The 17,068-nt window shown below is 75.6% G+C and carries 16 protein-coding genes; 11 read left to right on the top strand and 5 right to left on the bottom strand.

Annotated elements, in window-relative coordinates:
• Positions 1-334 precede the first annotated feature (334 nt).
• Positions 335-1,174, top strand: coding sequence for a LuxR C-terminal-related transcriptional regulator (locus RMN57_RS08520; protein ID WP_313762782.1), 840 nt, complete (start codon positions 335-337; stop codon positions 1,172-1,174).
• A gap of 88 nt (positions 1,175-1,262) precedes the next feature.
• Positions 1,263-2,051, top strand: a complete 789-nt coding sequence (locus tag RMN57_RS08515; RefSeq protein ID WP_313762781.1) for a TrmB family transcriptional regulator sugar-binding domain-containing protein — start codon at positions 1,263-1,265, stop codon at positions 2,049-2,051.
• Positions 2,052-2,203: 152 nt separating this feature from the next.
• On the opposite strand, the gene RMN57_RS08510 is transcribed toward RMN57_RS08515, so the two are convergent.
• Positions 2,204-2,410, bottom strand: a complete 207-nt coding sequence (locus RMN57_RS08510) for a DUF6269 family protein (protein WP_313762780.1) — start codon at positions 2,408-2,410, stop codon at positions 2,204-2,206.
• Between the two features lie 251 nt (positions 2,411-2,661).
• The gene (locus tag RMN57_RS08505; protein WP_313762779.1) at positions 2,662-6,585 is read right to left on the bottom strand and encodes an amino acid adenylation domain-containing protein; all 3,924 of its coding nucleotides are present in this window, start codon (positions 6,583-6,585) and stop codon (positions 2,662-2,664) included.
• Between the two features lie 389 nt (positions 6,586-6,974).
• Here RMN57_RS08505 and RMN57_RS08500 point away from each other — a divergent pair, with 389 nt between their 5' ends.
• The 3 genes from RMN57_RS08500 (at position 6,975) to RMN57_RS08490 (ending at position 8,038) form a co-directional block, all read left to right on the top strand.
• A complete protein-coding gene (locus RMN57_RS08500) occupies positions 6,975-7,211 on the top strand; it encodes a hypothetical protein (RefSeq protein ID WP_313762778.1) in 237 nt (78 codons plus the stop codon).
• 159 nt (positions 7,212-7,370) lie between these two features.
• Positions 7,371-7,574 carry a hypothetical protein gene (locus RMN57_RS08495; RefSeq protein ID WP_238861761.1) on the top strand — a complete coding sequence of 68 codons (204 nt, stop codon included), beginning with the start codon at positions 7,371-7,373 and terminating at the stop codon, positions 7,572-7,574.
• A complete protein-coding gene (locus RMN57_RS08490) occupies positions 7,571-8,038 on the top strand; it encodes an SsgA family sporulation/cell division regulator (RefSeq protein WP_313762777.1) in 468 nt (155 codons plus the stop codon). The genes RMN57_RS08495 and RMN57_RS08490 overlap by 4 nt, the downstream gene beginning before the upstream one ends.
• A 172-nt stretch (positions 8,039-8,210) precedes the next feature.
• On the opposite strand, the gene RMN57_RS08485 is transcribed toward RMN57_RS08490, so the two are convergent.
• Positions 8,211-8,621 carry a DUF5997 family protein gene (locus RMN57_RS08485; protein ID WP_313762776.1) on the bottom strand — a complete coding sequence of 137 codons (411 nt, stop codon included), beginning with the start codon at positions 8,619-8,621 and terminating at the stop codon, positions 8,211-8,213.
• Between the two features lie 69 nt (positions 8,622-8,690).
• On the opposite strand from RMN57_RS08485, the gene RMN57_RS08480 reads away from it, so the two are divergent.
• From RMN57_RS08480 to RMN57_RS08465, 4 genes are all read left to right on the top strand, one after another.
• Positions 8,691-9,542 carry a LysR family substrate-binding domain-containing protein gene (locus RMN57_RS08480; protein WP_313767748.1) on the top strand — a complete coding sequence of 284 codons (852 nt, stop codon included), beginning with the start codon at positions 8,691-8,693 and terminating at the stop codon, positions 9,540-9,542.
• A gap of 315 nt (positions 9,543-9,857) precedes the next feature.
• Positions 9,858-10,145, top strand: coding sequence for a heavy-metal-associated domain-containing protein (locus RMN57_RS08475; RefSeq protein WP_313762775.1), 288 nt, complete (start codon positions 9,858-9,860; stop codon positions 10,143-10,145).
• Between the two features lie 130 nt (positions 10,146-10,275).
• On the top strand, positions 10,276-12,567 hold the full coding sequence (locus tag RMN57_RS08470) for a heavy metal translocating P-type ATPase (protein WP_313762774.1): 2,292 nt from the start codon (positions 10,276-10,278) through the stop codon (positions 12,565-12,567).
• 127 nt (positions 12,568-12,694) lie between these two features.
• The gene (locus RMN57_RS08465; protein ID WP_313762773.1) at positions 12,695-13,213 is read left to right on the top strand and encodes a histidine phosphatase family protein; all 519 of its coding nucleotides are present in this window, start codon (positions 12,695-12,697) and stop codon (positions 13,211-13,213) included.
• Between the two features lie 46 nt (positions 13,214-13,259).
• Here the strand turns inward: RMN57_RS08465 and RMN57_RS08460 are convergent, their stop codons facing one another.
• Positions 13,260-13,913 carry a maleylpyruvate isomerase N-terminal domain-containing protein gene (locus tag RMN57_RS08460; RefSeq protein WP_313762772.1) on the bottom strand — a complete coding sequence of 218 codons (654 nt, stop codon included), beginning with the start codon at positions 13,911-13,913 and terminating at the stop codon, positions 13,260-13,262.
• Complete coding sequence (locus RMN57_RS08455; RefSeq protein WP_313762771.1) at positions 13,910-14,797, bottom strand: NAD(P)-binding domain-containing protein; 888 nt, start codon at positions 14,795-14,797, stop codon at positions 13,910-13,912. Before RMN57_RS08455 ends, RMN57_RS08460 begins: the two co-directional genes overlap by 4 nt.
• Before the next feature lie 324 nt (positions 14,798-15,121).
• Here RMN57_RS08455 and RMN57_RS08450 point away from each other — a divergent pair, with 324 nt between their 5' ends.
• Both RMN57_RS08450 and RMN57_RS08445 read left to right on the top strand, forming a co-directional pair.
• Complete coding sequence (locus RMN57_RS08450) at positions 15,122-16,105, top strand: helix-turn-helix domain-containing protein (RefSeq protein WP_313767747.1); 984 nt, start codon at positions 15,122-15,124, stop codon at positions 16,103-16,105.
• Between the two features lie 78 nt (positions 16,106-16,183).
• Positions 16,184-16,960 carry a Mut7-C RNAse domain-containing protein gene (locus RMN57_RS08445; RefSeq protein WP_313762770.1) on the top strand — a complete coding sequence of 259 codons (777 nt, stop codon included), beginning with the start codon at positions 16,184-16,186 and terminating at the stop codon, positions 16,958-16,960.
• The last annotated feature ends 108 nt before the right edge of the window (positions 16,961-17,068 follow it).

Here is a 17,068-nt window from a genome sequence, read left to right as displayed (position 1 = left end):
ACGGATGGTGAGTGGGGCGTCGCCCGGGGTGTCAGAAGCGGAGTGACCGACCACCTGTTCGGGCGGGCGGTGGCATCTTCTTGCCTCCCGCATGACGGGACTGTGCGCCCCCCGAAGGGCCTGGTGTAGCGACCGGTTTCAGCCTGCGTACATTCGTTGACGCTCAGGGACGGACGAACTAGTGTCAGCGATGATCTATGTCCCGTCGCGCGACCCTTGTCATTCGTGACGAACTGTCAAGTACCGATCCGGTGGCCGGTGTATCGCACGGCCGGCGCCGCCGGCCCGGGTCGTGCGCAGGGAGTAGTACGGGGTGGATCAACGGGGGCGAGGAATGGTGGAGCAGAAGAACGCGGCTGCCTTGGAGGCGGTCATTTCGCAGGTCCATGCGGAGCGGGTGGAGCAGGCGTTGCTCCAGGCCCGAGCCCTGATCGAGTCCACGGTATCGCTGCACCGGCGACGGTCGGGCGGTCCGCCGCCCGTCGCGCGGACGGAGGCGGAGACGCTCGGCGAGGCGCTCGACCAACTGGTGAGCGGCGCCCGGCGTTCGGTGGGCCTGGCGCTCCCCACCACCGGCGAGTTCGCAGCCCGCGCGGCACCCGCGCTGGCCGCGCTGGCCGCCCGGTGGTCCGCGGACCAGGCCCGCGCCGCCGGCGGCGGTCCCGCCACCCCGTCCGTCCAGGAGGGGCTGGTGGTCCGGGTGCTCTGCGTGGGCAACGGCATCGACACCGCCATCGCCCTCGCCCGCCGGCTGCGCGGCCCCCGGGTGGAGATCCGGGTGTCGGAGACCGAGCTGCGCGAGGCGTTGATCGTCGACGGCCGCGGCGCGCTGGTCCGCTCCGGGGCCGAGCACAGCGGCGGCAACGCCGTCACGGTCAACGACCCGGCCGTCGTCCGCGCGCTCGACCTGCTCTTCGCCAGCGCCTGGACGCGCGCCCGCCCGCTGGTCGACCACCTGGGCCTGAGTCCCCGGCTGGTCAAGGACCCGGCCCGGCGCATCCTGGAGATGCTGAGCGAGGGCCACACCGACGAGGCCGCCGCCCAGGAACTGAACGTCTCGCTCCGCACGTACCGTCGCCACGTGGCCGAGATCATGCGCGAACTGGGCGCCAACTCCCGCTTCCAGGCGGGAGTCCGGGCCGTCGAACTGGGGCTGCTCTCCACCCATGGCTGAGACGACCGGAGCAGGCCCCCGAAACGGCGGGGAACAGGCCCGCGGCGCGGGAGAGACGACGGACGCAGCCGTCGGGGAGACGAGGAGCATGGTGCCGAACCGGGCCGAGGACGAGCTGGAGGAGGCCCTGCTCGAAGTCAGCGCGATGATCGAGTCGACCGTCGCCATGCACCGGGACCGCTACTCCACCGACCGGATGCTCAGCAACGTGGAGGGCGACTACGACGCCGTCCTCGACACCGCGCACGAGATCATCGTGGGGGCCACGACCAGCATCGACATCGTGCACGCCCGGCGCGTCGCCGGCGAGGGCCGACAGGGGCGCTCCGAGCGGCAACTGCTCTACAGTGCGGACCCGGCCGTCTGCGTCCGGCTGCTCAGCTCGCCCGAGATGCTCGACGACGAGTTCGTCCGCGAGCAGCTCGGCCGGGAGCGCCCGGTCGCGGTGCGCGTCGCGAGGGTCCCACCACTGCAGGCGATCATCGCCGACGGGACCACCGCGCTGGTGGTCACCGGTACGGCCGTCGCCCGACGTGCCTCGGTGATCCGGGTGCCCGAGGTGATCCACACGCTGCACATCCTCTTCGACAACGTGTGGCGTACCGCCGTGCCGGCCAACGAGCGGATCGTCTTCGGCGACCGCGCGCGGGCCGCCTTCGCCCGCCAGATCCTGGGCGCGCTGCGGGCCGGTGTCACCGACGAGGTCGCCGCCCGCGACCTGACCGTCTCGGTGCGCACCTACCGGCGCTACGTGGCGGAGATCATGGCCCTGCTCGGGGCCAACTCCCGCTTCCAGGCGGGGGTGAGGGCGGCCGAGCTGGGCCTGCTGCCCCCGTCCGGCCCGGACGGGCGGGCGCCCACCCGCGGCGGCGAGTAGCGCGGCCGGCCCGGCGGCCCACCGCCGGGCCGCCGACCGCTGCCCCGCCCGCGTGCGGGTCCCCGGTGCCTGCGACGTCATGCCCCGCATGCTATGGGCACCCGGTTTCACGACTCTTTCGCTCCGCTTTCACGCTCTCCCCCGCCCGCGGCTCACTCCTCCTCGACCTCCGGCGGCTGTGCCGGCTGCGAGGCGATCAGCTCGGTGAGCACGTCGATGTACCTGGCCAGCACCTCTCCCCAGGGTGCGTCGTCGGCTCGCAACTCGGCTTCCTGCTCGGCGTCGTGGTCCTGCTCGATCTGTTCCAGGACGGCAAGCGGGTGCGGGATCTGGACGGAGTCGAACCGGTCGTCGCTCAATGTTTCCTCCTGAAAGTGGCGCCGTTCCCATGGTGCCCCCGCACCCTCAGGATTCCCTTGACCCATATGGTCTTCCTTGCGGGCGCCTATATTCGCCGTCGCACGGTTCGGACGCACGGTGCGTCGTCCCCGGTTCCTCGGCGGCCGCGGGCGGCCACGCCCCACACGGTACGTCAAGGCGCCTTCCGTGCTTCGCATTTGAACGACGTGGCGCCGCCCGGTGGTTCACCGGGCGGCGCCACGCGCCGGCGCTACCGCCCCGGTCGGCCGTGGATGGCCGTGACCAGCTCGTCGATGCCCTGCTCCCGCAGCACGCCGTAGTGGTCGCCGGCCAGCGACAGCACGGTCGGCGGAGCGCTGGAGTAGCCGGACCGGCCCTCCAGGAAGGCGTACTCGTCGCCGGTCGCCTTGACGATCGTCACCGGGGCCGCCAGGCGCCGTTCGGCCAGTTCGCGGAAGCTGTACTCGAACTCGTAGGTCTCCCCGACGATCCGGGTGATCCGGCGGATCAACTCCTCGTCCAGCTCCGGGAAGCGGTGGTGGACGAAGGCGGTGAAGCCGTCCTCGTCCCGCACCTGTGCGAGGCAGGCCTCCAGCCCGGGCCCGCTGATCGAGCCGGCGAACACCGAGTACAGGATGGTCAGGTAGGCCGGGTTGCGGTAGGAGGACTCGCGCCCGTACCGCTCGCCGTCGGCCCGGCGCACCTCCGGGTTGCCGGGGCAGATCAGCAGCAGGTCCGCGACCCGCTCGCCGGCCTGCTCCAGCTGCCAGGCGGTCTCGAAGGCCACCCGGGCCCCGAAGGAGTACCCCCAGAGGGTGTAGGGGCCCGCGGGCTGCACCCGGCGGATCTCGGCGAGGTCGGCGGCGGCCGTCTCCCGGACCGTCGGGTACGGCGTCTCGCCGGCGTTCAGGCCGTACGCCTGGACGCCGTAGAACGGCCGGCCCGTCCGGCCGCCGAGCAGCCGCAGGTTCATCGGGTAGCCGCCGAGCCCCGGCCAGCAGAACACCGGCTCCCCGGTGGCCCCGCGGTGCAGCGGCACCAGCCGCGAGGCGGGCTCGCCGGCGCCGGCGTCGATCCGGGCGGCCAGGTCCGCCAGCTTCGGGGCGGCGAACAGCACCTGCATCGGCAGCCGGGTGCCGAACTCCCGGTTGACCCGGTTGATCAGCGCCACGGCGCTCAGCGAGTTGCCGCCGACGGCGAAGAACTCGTCCGCCGCCGAGACGTCCGGGTACTTCAGCGCCGCGGCCCAGGCCCCGGCGAGCCGCTGCTCGGTCGGTGTCGCCGGGGCCACGAACGGGCCGCCCGCCGGCGTGCCGCGGACCTCCTCGCGGGCGGCCAGCGCCTTCAGGTCGACCTTGCCGTTGGCGGTCAGCGGCAGCTCGTCCAGCACCAGCACCCGGTTGGGGACCATGTAGTCGGGCAGCAGGGCGGCCAGTTCGTCCCGGACGATCTCGGCCGGCCCCTTCATGTGGACGGCGTCCTCCACCATGCCCTCGCTGCGGATCTGCTCCTCGCCGACCCGCCCGCCGAGGAAGAAGTACGACGGGGCGGTGGCGATCCCGCACTCCGTGAGCACGGCGTCGATCCGCCGCGCCGACGGCAGCGGGTGCCCGGACTTCGAGCTGTAGCCCGAGGACATCAGTCCGAGGCCGAGCGCCACGCCCCGGCGCTGCAGGTGGTGCAGCTCGGTGCCGAGGTCGAGGTAGGCCAGCCAGGACTGCTCGGCCCGGCCGAGCGCGGTGATGCCGAACGCGGCCCGCCGGTACACCTGCTGGTTGATCGCGATCACCTGCCGCGACTCGACCAGGGCGTCCGAGATCCGCGCCAACTCGCCGTCCGCGTAACGGTACTGACCGGCGGGCAGACCCTCGACCCGGCCCGGATGAGCCTGGATGAGGAGCTCGGTGCGGCGCGGCGGGGCGAGGCCGTCCTCCGGGCCGATCGCGAAGCTGCCGAGGTAGTGGTCCTCCGGGGCGACGTCCAGCCGGTCCTGGACCTCCCGGTGGTGGCCGAGCGGCCGGATCGCCAGCCCGTACCCGGGCAGTACCTCCTCGAAGACGCCCACCATGTGGCCGGCCTCGAACTCCAGCACCTCCTGGATGTTGTTGCGGTACACCGGCTCGATCGCCCCGTGCCGGCCCAGGAAGTGCACGGTCAGGCCCGGGCCGCCGGCGGCGGCGTCACCGACCCGCACCAGGGTGTGCTCGACGGGGTGGTAGTAGTACACGCCCGACGGGAGTCCGGCCGGGCCGCCGGTGCCGCCGGTCTCCAGGTAGAGCTGGGTGGCGTAGAGCGCGCCGGGCGAGGCGTAGGCGTACTTCGGCAGCAGCCGCTCCTCGCTGTGGAACTGCCCGAACCACCGGAGGATCGTGCCGAGTTCGGAGAGGTCGGGCCCGTCCGTCCGGCGCGCGGCCGGCGCGGCCGGGCGCGGGGCCAGCAGCGCGAGCAGCTCGTCCCGGGTGACCGGCCCGTCCTGGTAGCAGCGGTAGGTCTTGCGGGCGAACGTCTCCCGGCGCTGCCGCCCGGTCTCCCGGCGGCCGGGCAGTGCCACCACGGGCCGGCCGGCCAGGTCGTCCGCGGTCCGGACCCCGGGGTCCGACAGCTGGGCGCGCACCTGGACCCGGCCGGCCTTGGACTGGTGGTGGCCGCCGTGGTTGCCCTGGTCCATCAGGGCCGCCTCGCGGGGGTTGAGCTCGACGCAGGCCACCAGGGTCGGCCGGCCGGTGCGCGGATCACCGGTGACCACGGCCGCGGCCCGCCGCACCCAGGTGTGCTCCTCGACGGCGAGTGCGATCTCGTCCAGCTCGACCCGGTAGCCGCGCAGTTTGACCTGGTTGTCGGCCCGGCCGGTGCACTGCAGGGTGCCGTCCGGGTTCCAGTGGACGAGGTCGCCCGTGCGGTACAGGCGCTCGCCGGGCAGGTGCGGCGAGGAGACGAACCGTTCCGCCGTCAGGTCGGGCCGGTGCAGGTAGCCGCGGGCGAGCTGGACGCCCGCGAGGTGCAGCTCACCGGTCGCGCCGGGCTCGACCGGCGCCAGGTCCTCGTCCAGGACGAAGCAGCGGGTGTGGTCGACCGGCAGCCCGATCGGCACCGATCCGGCCTCCCCGCCGAGGTCGCCGGGGTCGACCAGGTGCGCGGTCGCGTTGATCGTGCACTCGGTCGGCCCGTAGAGGTTGACCAGGGACGCCTGCGGCAGTGCGGTGAGCACCGACCGCGCCAGGCGGCGGGAGAGCGGCTCGCCGCCCGAGTAGACCCGGCGCAGGGAGGTGCAGCCGGCCAACTCCTCGTTCTCCACCAGGGCCTGGAGCAGGGTGGGCACGCACTGCAGGGTGTTCACGCCGTGCTCCCGGACGGTGGCGAGCAGGCGCTCGGGGTCGCGGTGGATGCCCGGTGCGCCCATCACCACCCGGGCACCGGCGGCCGGCGCGAGGATCTCCCACTGCGCCGCGTCGAAGCTCATCGGCGTCTTCTGCAGCACCGTGGTGCCGGGGCCGAGGTGGCCGTGGGCGCCCAGCCAGCGCAGCTGGGAGACGATGCTGCGGTGCTCGATCATCACGCCCTTGGGCCGGCCGGTGGAGCCGGAGGTGAAGACGACGTAGGCCAGCGAGGAGGGGTGGGGGCCGGGGGCGGGCTCGCCGGGGCCGTGGCTCTGGCCGGGGATCGGGTGCGCGCCGGGCTCGGCGTGCGCGTCCGGCGGGGCGCCGGGCCCGGGCGGCGCGGTGCGGCCGGCCGGGATCCCCGGGTGCGCGCCCGCGACGAGGATCCGGGTGCCCTGCGGGGCGAGTTCGGCCAGCCGGGCCCGGAGGTGCTCCTGGGTGACGACCACCCCGGTCCGGCTGGACTCGATCATGTAGCGGATCCGCTCCTCCGGGTACTCCGGGGAGAGCGGCAGGTAGGCGGCCCCCGCGCAGAGGATGCCCCAGACCCCGGTCATCAGCTCCAGCGACGGCTCCACGAACAGGCCGACGCAGTCGTCGGCCCGCACGCCGAGGTGGTGCAGGCGGTCGGCCAGCGCGTCGGCGGCCGCTTCGAGCTGCCGGAATCCGAGGCGTTCGCCGTCGGCGACGACGGCCGTGGCGTCGGGCCGCTCGGCGGCCTGCGCGCGGAGCAGGTCCGGTAGGCACTCGGCGGTGCGGGTGTCGTACGGGGCGAGCAGCGCGGACTGTGCGGTCATGGTGGGACCTCGGTGGTGGTGTGGACGGGAGGGGGACCGCCCGGCGAACCGGACTGCCGTCCACGCTCCGCCACCCGCTGTCCCGAACACCTGGGGCACCGGCCGCCTTTCCCGCCCGGATCGGTCCCGGCCCCGGGCCCGGCCGGCGGACGGGACCGTCCCGACCCGGCCGGGCTCCCGTCCCGGGTGCGCGCCGTCGATGCCCCGGGCCCGGCCCGGGCGGCGGGGGCGCGCCCGATCGGGCGCCCGGGCGTCAGGAAGCCGTCAAGGGGCGGCCCGTGGGCGTACGGCCCGCGTCAAGGGCGGCCGCATCCGCGGCGGCTGCGCGCTCCACTGGAGTCACGGGCCCGGACCTGCGGCCCGCAGCCATCCGGAAGGAAGCGCCCGCCATGAGTGAGTACCGGACCGTCGTCGCCGTCGCCGAGCCGAACGCCCTGCCGCTGCGCCGCCGCGTCGGCGCCCCCGCCGTCGCGGCGGCCACGGGCCGCGCCGCGCGCCGGGACCGGGTCGAGGCTCGGGCCGGGGAGGAGACCGGGCCGTTCGCGGCCGCTGCGGAGCCGGCCGGCGAGCTCGCGTTGCGCACCCGGGCCGCCCACTGCCGGATCGCCCTGCAGTACCTCGACTGATCCCGGCCGGCCGGCGGCCCGGCCGGGTCGGATCGGGCAGCAGCGGGGGAGGACCGGGGCAGGACCGGGGCGGTCGTGCGGGACCGCCGGGGGTCGCCCCAGGGGGTGGGTGCAGCCGGTGGAGGGTTACCGCCGCTGGGGTCCGTCGTTCTCCAAGGCATGAGAAGCGACCGCCCCGCCCTGGCCATCGCCAACGAAGAAACGATTCTGCACGAGCAGGTGCCGATCTTCGCCCACCTCGTCGCGGTCTGGGCCCGGTGCGGCCGCACCGTCCCCGGCCGGGCCGACGACGAGTGGCATGAACTGCTCCAACCGCCGCGGTTCTTCCCGCCGGCCCCTGCAGCCCCGGGGGAGCCGGAATGACCGACCGGGAGATCCCGCAGGTGCCCCCGCAGCGCTCCGGCGCGGCGGCCGCCGCCATGGACCTCGACCTGCGCACGGTGGTCTGCCCCGGCCTCAGCGTCCTGGTCCGGGCGCGGCTGCGGTACCACCAGGCCGAGCCCTACGCGGTCTACCTCGACAGCCACGTCGACCGGGACGAGCCGATCACCTGGATGTTCGCCCGGGAGCTGCTGGCGGCGGGGCTGGACGGGTGGGCGGGGGTCGGCGACGTGTCGGTGCACCCCGGCGTGGGCAGCGAGGCCGGGACGGTCTTCATCGCGCTGGGCGGCGACGAGAGCACCGTCGTGCTGTGCGCCCGGTTGACCGAGGTCAGGACCTTCCTCGGCCACACCGAGTGCGTGGTCCCGTACGGCCGCGAGCGCGAGTACGTGGACCTCGACGTGCTGCTGCGCCGCCTGCTGGAGCCCGGCCCGCCGGGGGCGTGAGCCGGGGCGCCGACCGCGGGCGTGGCATGGCGCGCGCGGGGCGGGGCGCGTCGGGCGCGCGCGGGGCGGGACGCGTGGCCGGTGCGCCGGGCGGACCGCGGGTGCGCCGCCGGCCCGGGCCGGGGCGGCCCGGGCGGCCGGACGGCGGCTCACCGCCGGCCGGCGACGGGCGTCAGCGGCCCTTGGCGGCCTGCTCGGCGGCCTGCTTCTCCTGCTTCTCCTTGATCCGCACGGTCTCCTTGCGAACCTCGGCCTGGACGGTGCGCTCGCGCTCCAGCCAGGACGGGTTCTCCTCCTTGAGCGCGTCGATCTGCGCGGTGGTGAGGGCCTCGGTGACGCCGCCGCGGGCCAGGCCGGAGACGGAGACGCCGAGCTTGGCCGCGACCACCGGGCGCGGGTGCGGGCCGTTGCGGCGCAGGTCGGTGAGCCACGCCGGCGGCTCGGCCTGCAGGGCGTTCAGCTCCTCGCGGGAGACCACGCCCTCCTGGAACTCGGCGGGGGCGGCGTTGAGGTAGATGCCCAGTTTCTTGGCCGCCGTGGCCGGCTTCATGGTCTGGGTGGTCTTCGGCTTGAGCGATGTCATGGTCACCAGGGTAAGCGAGTGCGTGGCGTACCCGGTCACGGTCGGTAGCCTTGCTGCGTGACAGAGAGCGTGACAGAGATGCAGGCGAGCCCCTCGTTCCGGCTGGTGTACGTGCCCGGCGTGACGCCCGGTAAGTGGGTCCGGGTCTGGGAGGAGCGGCTTCCCGACGTCCGGCTCGACCTGGTCGCGGTGCCGGTGGAGGAGGGCGAGCCGACCCTGCTGGGCGGTGGCGCGGACGCCGGCCTGGTCCGGCTCCCGGTCGACCGGGACAGCCTCAGCGCGATCCCCCTCTACACCGAGACCACGGTGGTCGTCTTCCCCAAGGACCACTGGCTGGCGGCGGCCGAGGAGGTGCCGGTGGCCGACCTCGCCGACGAGGTCGTCTTCCACCCGCAGGACGACGCCCTCGGCTGGGGGGACGCCCTGCCCGGGCGCCCCGCGATCGAGCGCCCGGCGACGACCGCGGACGCCGTCGAGCTGGTGGCGGCGAACGTCGGTGTCCTGCTCGTCCCGCAGTCGCTGGCCCGGCTGCACCACCGCCGGGACCTCACCTACCGCCCGGTCCCGGACGCGCCGCAGTCCCAGGTGGCCCTCTCCTGGCTGCAGGACCGGACCACCGAGCTGGTGGAGGAGTTCATCGGCATCGTCCGCGGCCGGACGGTGAACAGCTCGCGCGGGCGTGGCCAGTCGGCCCCCGCCGAGCAGCCGAAGCAGCAGCAGGCCCGCGGTGGCGGTGGCAAGCCGGCGGCCGGGAAGACGGCGGGCAAGCCGGCCGGGGCGAAGGCGGCGGGCGGCCGCTCGGGCGGCGGGAAGACCGGCGGCGCCCGGTCCGGCGGGGGCAAGGCCGGCGGGGGCAAGAGCGGCACCGGACGCTCCGGGGGAGCCAAGCCGGGCGCCCGCCGGGGCCGGCCCGGCCGGTAGCGCGCGCGGGGCCGGTAGCGCCCGCCCCGGCCGGGGATCCCTCCGGCCGGGGCTCTCCTGAACGGTACGGACCGCGGGCGGCCCGGCCCGCCGCCGGCGGCCGCCCGCACCTCGGGTTCAGGGGCGGCGGCCGGATTCCCGGATACCCCCGGGGGGTGTAACGGGCCGGCGTGGGGGTGCGGACCGCCGGTCGTTGGGAACGACGTCCGTCGGCGAAGGGGTTGCGACGCATACCCCCCAGGGGTATAAAGAACTCGTCGCAAGGCGATACCCCCACCGGGTATCGAAGGAATCGGAACCGCACCGGAGGAAACCATGTCCTGCTGCTCCAGCAACGGCACCTGCTCCAGCACCGCCGCCGCCACCGCCGCCGTCGAGCCGGCCCCCGTCGCCGTCACCGCCGTCTACGCGGTGGCCGGGATGACCTGCGGCCACTGCGAGCAGGCCGTCGGCAAGGCCGTCGCCGGGCTGCCGGGCGTCACCGCCGTCTCGGTCGACGTCCGGGGCGGCCTGGTGACCGTCTCCGCCGGGGCCGAGCTCGACGACGAGGCCCTGCGCGCCGCGATCGACGGCGCCGGCTACGAGCTGACCGGCCGCGCCTGACCGCGCCGGTCCGTCGCGACCGGGTACCCCCCGGGGGTTTCCTGGTCGCCGCGGGGCGGCGCCGCTCTTCCCGGCCGCCGTCCCCGCCCGCTCACCCGACCCGTCGCACGAGCACTCACGAGGAGTCCAGATGACCACGCAGGCACCCGCCTCCACCGAGGTGGAACTCCGGATCGGCGGCATGACCTGTGCGTCGTGCGCCGCCCGGATCGAGAAGCGGCTCAACCGGATGGACGGTGTGACCGCCACCGTCAACTACGCCACCGAGAAGGCGAAGGCGGTCGTCGAGGGCGGCGTCGGCGCCGCCGAGCTGATCGCCGCCGTCGAGGCCGCCGGCTACACCGCCGCCGTCCCCCGCCCCGCGGTCGCGGAGCCGGCCGGGGCCCCGACCGCGGGTGCGCCGGACGGCGGCGGTACGGCCGCCGGCGCACCCGACGGCGGCGGGCCGGACGAACTGGCGCCGCTGCGGCAGCGCCTGATCACCGCGCTCGTGCTGGCCGTCCCCGTGGTCGCGATGGCGATGGTGCCGGCGCTGCAGTTCACGAACTGGCAGTGGCTCTCGCTCACCCTGGCCGCCCCCGTCGTCACCTACGCCGCCTGGCCGTTCCACCGGGCCGCCTGGACCAATGCCCGGCACGGCGCGGCGACCATGGACACCCTGGTCTCGCTCGGCACCGGCGCCGCGTTCCTCTGGTCGCTCTGGGCGCTGTTCTTCGGCCACGCGGGCATGCCGGGCATGCGGCACGGCTTCGAGCTGACCATCGCCCGCAGCGACGGCTCGTCCAACATCTACCTGGAGGCCGCGGCCGGCGTCACCGCCTTCATCCTGGCCGGCCGCTATTTCGAGGCCCGCTCCAAGCGCAGCGCGGGGGCCGCGCTGAAGGCGCTGCTGCAACTCGGCGCCAAGGACGTGACGGTGCTGCGCGACGACGCCGAGGTGCGCGTCCCGACCGCCGAACTCGCAGTGGGCGAGCGGTTCGTGGTGCGTCCGGGCGAGAAGATCGCAACCGACGGTACGGTGGTCGAGGGTGCCTCGGCCGTGGACGCCTCGATGCTGACCGGCGAGTCGGTGCCGGTCGAGGTCGCGGTGGGTGACGCCGTCACCGGCGCCACCGTGAACGCCGGCGGCCGGCTGGTGGTGGAGGCCACCCGGGTCGGCGCGGACACCCAGCTCGCCCGGATGGCCCGGCTGGTGGAGGACGCCCAGAACGGCAAGGCCGCCGCCCAGCGCCTGGCCGACCGGATCTCCGCGGTCTTCGTGCCCGTCGTGATCACCCTGGCGCTGGCCACCCTCGGCTACTGGCTCGCCACCGGCGAGGGCTGGACCGCCGCCTTCACCGCGGCCGTGGCCGTGCTGATCATCGCCTGCCCGTGCGCCCTCGGCCTGGCCACCCCGACCGCGCTGATGGTCGGCACCGGGCGCGGCGCCCAGCTCGGCGTCCTGATCAAGGGCCCCGAAGTCCTCGAATCGACCCGCCGGGTGGACACCGTCGTGCTGGACAAGACCGGCACCGTGACCACCGGCCGGATGACCCTGCTCGCCGTGCGCACCGCCGAGGGCGTCACCGAGCACGAGGCGCTGCGGCTGGCCGGCGCGCTGGAGCACGCCTCCGAGCACCCGATCGCCGCCGCCGTCGCGGCCGCGGCCACCGAGCGCACCGGCACCCTGCCCGCCGTCGAGGACTTCGAGAGCCTCCCCGGCCTCGGCGTGCAGGGCCTGGTGGACGGCCACGCGGTGCTGGTCGGCCGGGAGCGGCTGCTCGCCGAGTGGTCGCAGCACCTGCCGCCCGCGCTGGCGGAGGCCAAGCGCGCGGCCGAGGCCGCCGGCCGGACGGCCGTCGCGGTCGGCTGGGACGGCGCGGCCCGGGCCGTCCTGGAGATCGCCGACGCCGTCAAGCCGACCAGCGCCGAGGCGATCACCGAACTGCGGGCCCTCGGACTGACCCCGATGCTGCTCACCGGCGACAACGCCGCCGTGGCCGCCGCCGTGGCCGCCGAGGTCGGCATCGCCCCGGAGCACGTGATCGCCGAGGTGCTGCCCGAACAGAAGGTCGACGCCGTCCGCCGGCTGCAGACCGAGGGCCGGATCGTCGCCATGGTCGGCGACGGCGTCAACGACGCGGCCGCACTCGCCCAGGCCGACCTCGGCCTGGCCATGGGCACCGGCACCGACGCCGCCATCGAGGCCGGCGACCTCACCCTCGTCCGCGGCGACCTGCGCGCCGCCGCCGACGCCATCCGCCTCTCCCGCCGCACCCTCGCCACCATCAAGGGCAACCTCTTCTGGGCCTTCGGCTACAACGTCGCCGCCCTGCCGCTCGCCGCCGCCGGCCTGCTCAACCCGATGATCGCCGGCGCCACGATGGCCTTCTCCTCGGTCTTCGTGGTCGGCAACAGCCTGCGGCTGCGCCGCTTCCGCTGACCCCCGAGGGCCCGGTCGGGCTGCCCCTCACTCGTTCGGGTGAGGGGCGGCTGTCATGTCCGGGGGCGGGCCGCGCGGTGGCTAGCGTCGGCGGGAAGCCCGCACCCGTACTAGGAGACACCCCGCCGTGAGCACTGAACAGACCCGCAGGATCGTCCTGGTCCGGCACGCCAAGGCCGAGTGGTCGGACGGCGACGACCACGACCGCCCGCTGGCCGACCGGGGCCGCAAGGACGCCCCGGCCGCCGGCCGCCGGCTGGCCGGCGCGGGCATCACACCGGACCTCGCCATCGTCTCCACCGCGGTACGCACCCGGGAGACCTTCGGTCTGATCTTCGCCGAACTGGCCACGCGGCCCCGGACCGTCTACGAGGAGCGCGTCTACGAGGCGGGCCTCGGCGAGCTGATCGCGCTGCTCAACGAAGTCCCGGACGAGGTGGCCGACTTGGTCGTGGTCGGCCACAACCCCGGGATGCACGCCCTGGCCGACGCCCTGGCCGGCGAGGCCGACGGCGACCTGCCGGCCCGGATGAGTCGGTCCGGGTTCCCGACCGCCGCCGTCGCCGTGCTCACCTTCACCGGCTCCTGGAAGAGCGTCGACCACGGGGTAGCCAGGCTGACCGCGTTCTGGGCACCGCACGCCTGACCGGCACGGGCGCGGGCCGGCCGCCCGGGCACCTTCCGGCGAGCGGCTACCGCACCCGGCCGTCCCAGGACCACGCGCCGGCGGCTTGCCGCGGCCGGTCGGGCAGGGCGGCCCGGCCGGTGCACCAGAGGAGGGTCTCGCCGGGGGCGTGGCCGGCCGGGGCGGCCGGGAAGAGCCGGGCCACGGCGGGGGCGGCGAGCTCGTCCGGGAGCGGCCCGCCGACGCCCAGCGCGCCGGCCAGGTCCCAGCCGTGGAGGAGGAGTTCGACCGTCCCCATGGCCGCGAAGCCCGGCCCGTCGGAGTGGCCCCAGGGGTGCCAGGCCCGTGCGTCGGACGCCGCGTCGCGGACCGTGCCGGCCAGCAGGGCGGCGGCGATGCGCAGGCCCTCCAGGCAGTGCGGGACGGGCGCGGCCGGGTCGAGCGAGCCGAACAGGGTGATGTAGCGGTCGGTCGGACGGGCCGTCAGCAGGCCGGCGTAGCCGAGGACGCCGAGCGCGAGGTGGTCGAGCGTCGCGCGACAGGTCCAGTCGCTGCCCGCCGGCCGGGCCGACCAGTCGGCGTCGGCGGCCCGTTCGAGCAGGGCGGTGGTCCGGGCGGCGGTCTCCGTCACCAGCGCGGGCCAGTCGACGGCGAGGCCCGGCGCGGAGAGGCCCGGCGTGGAGAGGCCCGGCGTGGCAGGGGCAGTGGCGGCCGCGGTCACTTCTTGACCACCTCGATCAGGCGCGCGTAGCTGTCGGCGCCGTGGCCGGCGGCGACGGCCTCGCCGGCCTGACGGGCGAGCAGTTCGGGCAGGGCGGTGTCGACCCCGCGGGCCCGGGCCGCGTGCAGCAGGTGCTCCATGGCGGCGACGTGGACGTCGAGGCTGGCGTCGTCGCCCGGGTAGCGGCCGGCGTCGACCTGCGCGGCGTAGCGGTCGATGAAGCCGGCGACCGCGCCGGCCAGCCAGCGGGTGGCGACCGGTGTGAAGTCGGCGGCCCGCACCCCGTCCGCGCCGACCAGGGCGGCGCCCTGCAGCCAGCCGCTGAGGGCGGACCACATCAGGCCGAGCAGCGCGGCGTCGTAGAGCCCGGCGACGCCGGCGTCCGGGCCGAGGTCGACCGGCTCGCCGAGGGCGGCGAGGGTGGCCCGGTGCCGGGCGAGGGCCTCGGGCGCGCCGCTGTAGAGCAGGGTCGCGTGCGGGCCGCCGATGCCCGGCGGGGTGATCATGATTGCTCCGTCCAGGTAGGCCAGCCCGTGGCCGGCGGCCCGGGCGGCGAAGTCGCGGGCCTGCTCGGGCGAGCCGGAGGTCAGGTTGACCAGGGTCCGGCCGGCCAGCAGCGCCTCGGTGCCGGCCAGGACGGACTGCAGCGCGTCGTAGTCGAGCACGCAGGCGACGATCAGCCGGTTGGCGCCGACCGCCTCGGCCGGGGTGGCGGCCCGGACGGCGCCGCGGGCGGCGAGTGCGTCCGCCCTGGCGGCGGAGCGGTTCCAGACGGTGGTGGGGTGGCCGGCGGCGAGGAAGGCGTCGGCGAGCGCGGTGCCCATCGCGCCCAGGCCGAGCACGGTGACGGGCTCGGGGGCGAGGTGGTCGGTGTCGCGTGGCATGCGGTGCTCCTTCGGTGCGTCCCGCCCGGTGCGGTCGGGTTCCGTTCCGGGGCCGGTCCTGAACGGCAGGGCCTGATCGACAGTCCTGAACGGCAGGTCCTGAACGGCAGGTCCTGAACGGCAGGTCTTGATCGACAGGACCACCCTCGCCTCCGGGGCCCGGTCGCCGACAGTGGCAGGATTGCCCTTCGCCGCACCATTCCTGCCAGTAGGCTCGGGGCCGTGAACGCCTTACCGCAGACCCCGGGGCGGGGCCCCGGCACCGTGGCCGTCGCCGTGCTCGACCACACCGAGCTGCCGCTCTGGGACCTCTACGAACTCGGCATGGCCTGCGCGGTGTTCGGCATCCCGCAGCCGGACCTCGCCGACCGCTGGTACCGGCTGCGGCTCTGCGCCGAGACCCCGGACGCCGCGCCGCCGCCCCGCCCGCCCGGCGGCTTCGGCTTCTCGCTGCGGGCCGAGTACGGCTGGGACGCGCTGGCCGGCGCCGACACGGTGATCGTCACCTCCGTCCCGGACGCCTGCGTGACGGGGGAGCGCGAGGTGCCGCCGGCGCTGGTCGCCGAGCTGAGGCGGGCGCAGCGGGCGGGGGCGCGGATGGTGTCGCTGTGCACCGGCGCGTTCGCCCTCGCGGCCGCCGGCATCCTCGATGGGCGGCGGGCCACCGCGCACTGGTCGCACACCGCCGACCTGGCCCGGCGCCACCCGGCCGTCACCGTGGACGACAGCGTGCTCTACGTGGACGACGGCACGGTGCTGACCAGCGCGGGCGTCGCCGCCGGGCTCGACCTCTGCCTGCACATCGTCCGCACCGACCTCGGCGCCCACGTGGCCAACCAGCTGGCCCGCCGGCTGGTCGTCCCGGCCCACCGGCCAGGCGGGCAGGCGCAGTTCGTCGACCTCTCGGTGCCGGTGGCCGACGACGACGGCCTCGCGCCGGTGCTGCAGTGGGCCACCGAGAACCTGGAACGGCCGCTGACCGTGGACGACCTGGCCCGCCGGGCGCGGATGAGCCCGCGCACCTTCTTCCGCCGGCTGCAGGCCGCCACCGGGACCACCCCGCTGCAGTGGCTGCTCAACCAGCGCCTCGCCCGCGCGCAGTCGCTGCTGGAGGCGACCGACCTGCCGGTCGAGCAGATCGGCGAGCGCAGCGGCCTCGGCAGCGCGACCAACCTGCGTCGGCACTTCACCGCCCGGGTCGGGGTATCGCCGACCGACTACCGGCGGGCCTTCGCCGCCCGCGCGTCGCTCCCGGGCACTGAGGCGGGCAGCGGGGGCGGGCGCCGGGCGCGCGGGTGCCCGGCGTGACCGGGACCCGGGACCCGGGACCTGGCCCCGGGCCGAAATCGCTGGCCGAGGCCGCCCGGCCGCTGGCATGCTGACCAGGTGGAGAGACCGGAGATCTGGCTGAGTTTCGCCCCCGAGCTGCACCTCTTCGTCGCCTCGCGGCGGCGGGCGGCGCCGACGGCGGTACGGACGGACGGCGCCTCGACCCTCGGCCACCTGGTGGAGTCGCTCGGCGTCCCGCTGACCGAGGTCGGCAGCCTGCTGGCGGACGGGCGGCCGGTCGGCGACGCGCACATCCCCGGCCACGGCGAGCGGATCGCGGTGCACGGCGTCACCCGACCGCAGCCGTCCGCCGCCCCGCTGCGCTTCCTGCTCGACGTCCACCTCGGGACGCTGGCCCGCCGGCTGCGCCTGCTCGGCATCGACGCCGCCTACGAGAACCCGGACATCGGCGACGCCGCGCTCGCCGCCCGCTCGGCCGCCGAGCGGCGGGTGATGCTCTCCCGCGACCGCGGCCTGCTGCACCGCCGCGAGCTCTGGGCCGGCGCGTACGTCTACAGCCACCGGCCGGACGAGCAACTGCGGGACGTGCTCTCCCGGTTCGCGCCGCCGCTCGCCCCCTGGAGCCGCTGCACCACCTGCAACGGGACGCTGCGCAGCGTCGCCAAGACCTCGGTGCGCGACCAGCTCCGGGACGGCACCGAGCGCTCCTACGACGCCTTCGCGCAGTGCACCGCCTGCGGCCAGGCCTACTGGCGCGGGGCCCACCACGCCAGCCTGGACGCCATCGTGGCCGACGCCGTGCGCGAGTTCGGCGGCGGCCGCACCCCCGGCGCCGGGCCCGACGGCGCGGACCGGACGGCCGCCGCCACCTGAGCCTGCCGCGGCCGCGGACCCGCGTGGCGTCCCTTGACAGCCGGTGCGGCTGCTGGGTTACTGGGGCGTGCCCGCCCACTGACCGAATGATCGGTCGGGGCTGGGAGG

This window comes from Kitasatospora sp. CM 4170, from assembly GCF_032110285.1.
Classification (GTDB): Bacteria; Actinomycetota; Actinomycetes; order Streptomycetales; family Streptomycetaceae; genus Kitasatospora; species Kitasatospora aburaviensis.
The sequence above is the reverse complement of the archived record's forward strand: the minus strand, read 5'-3'. Positions and strand labels throughout refer to the sequence as shown.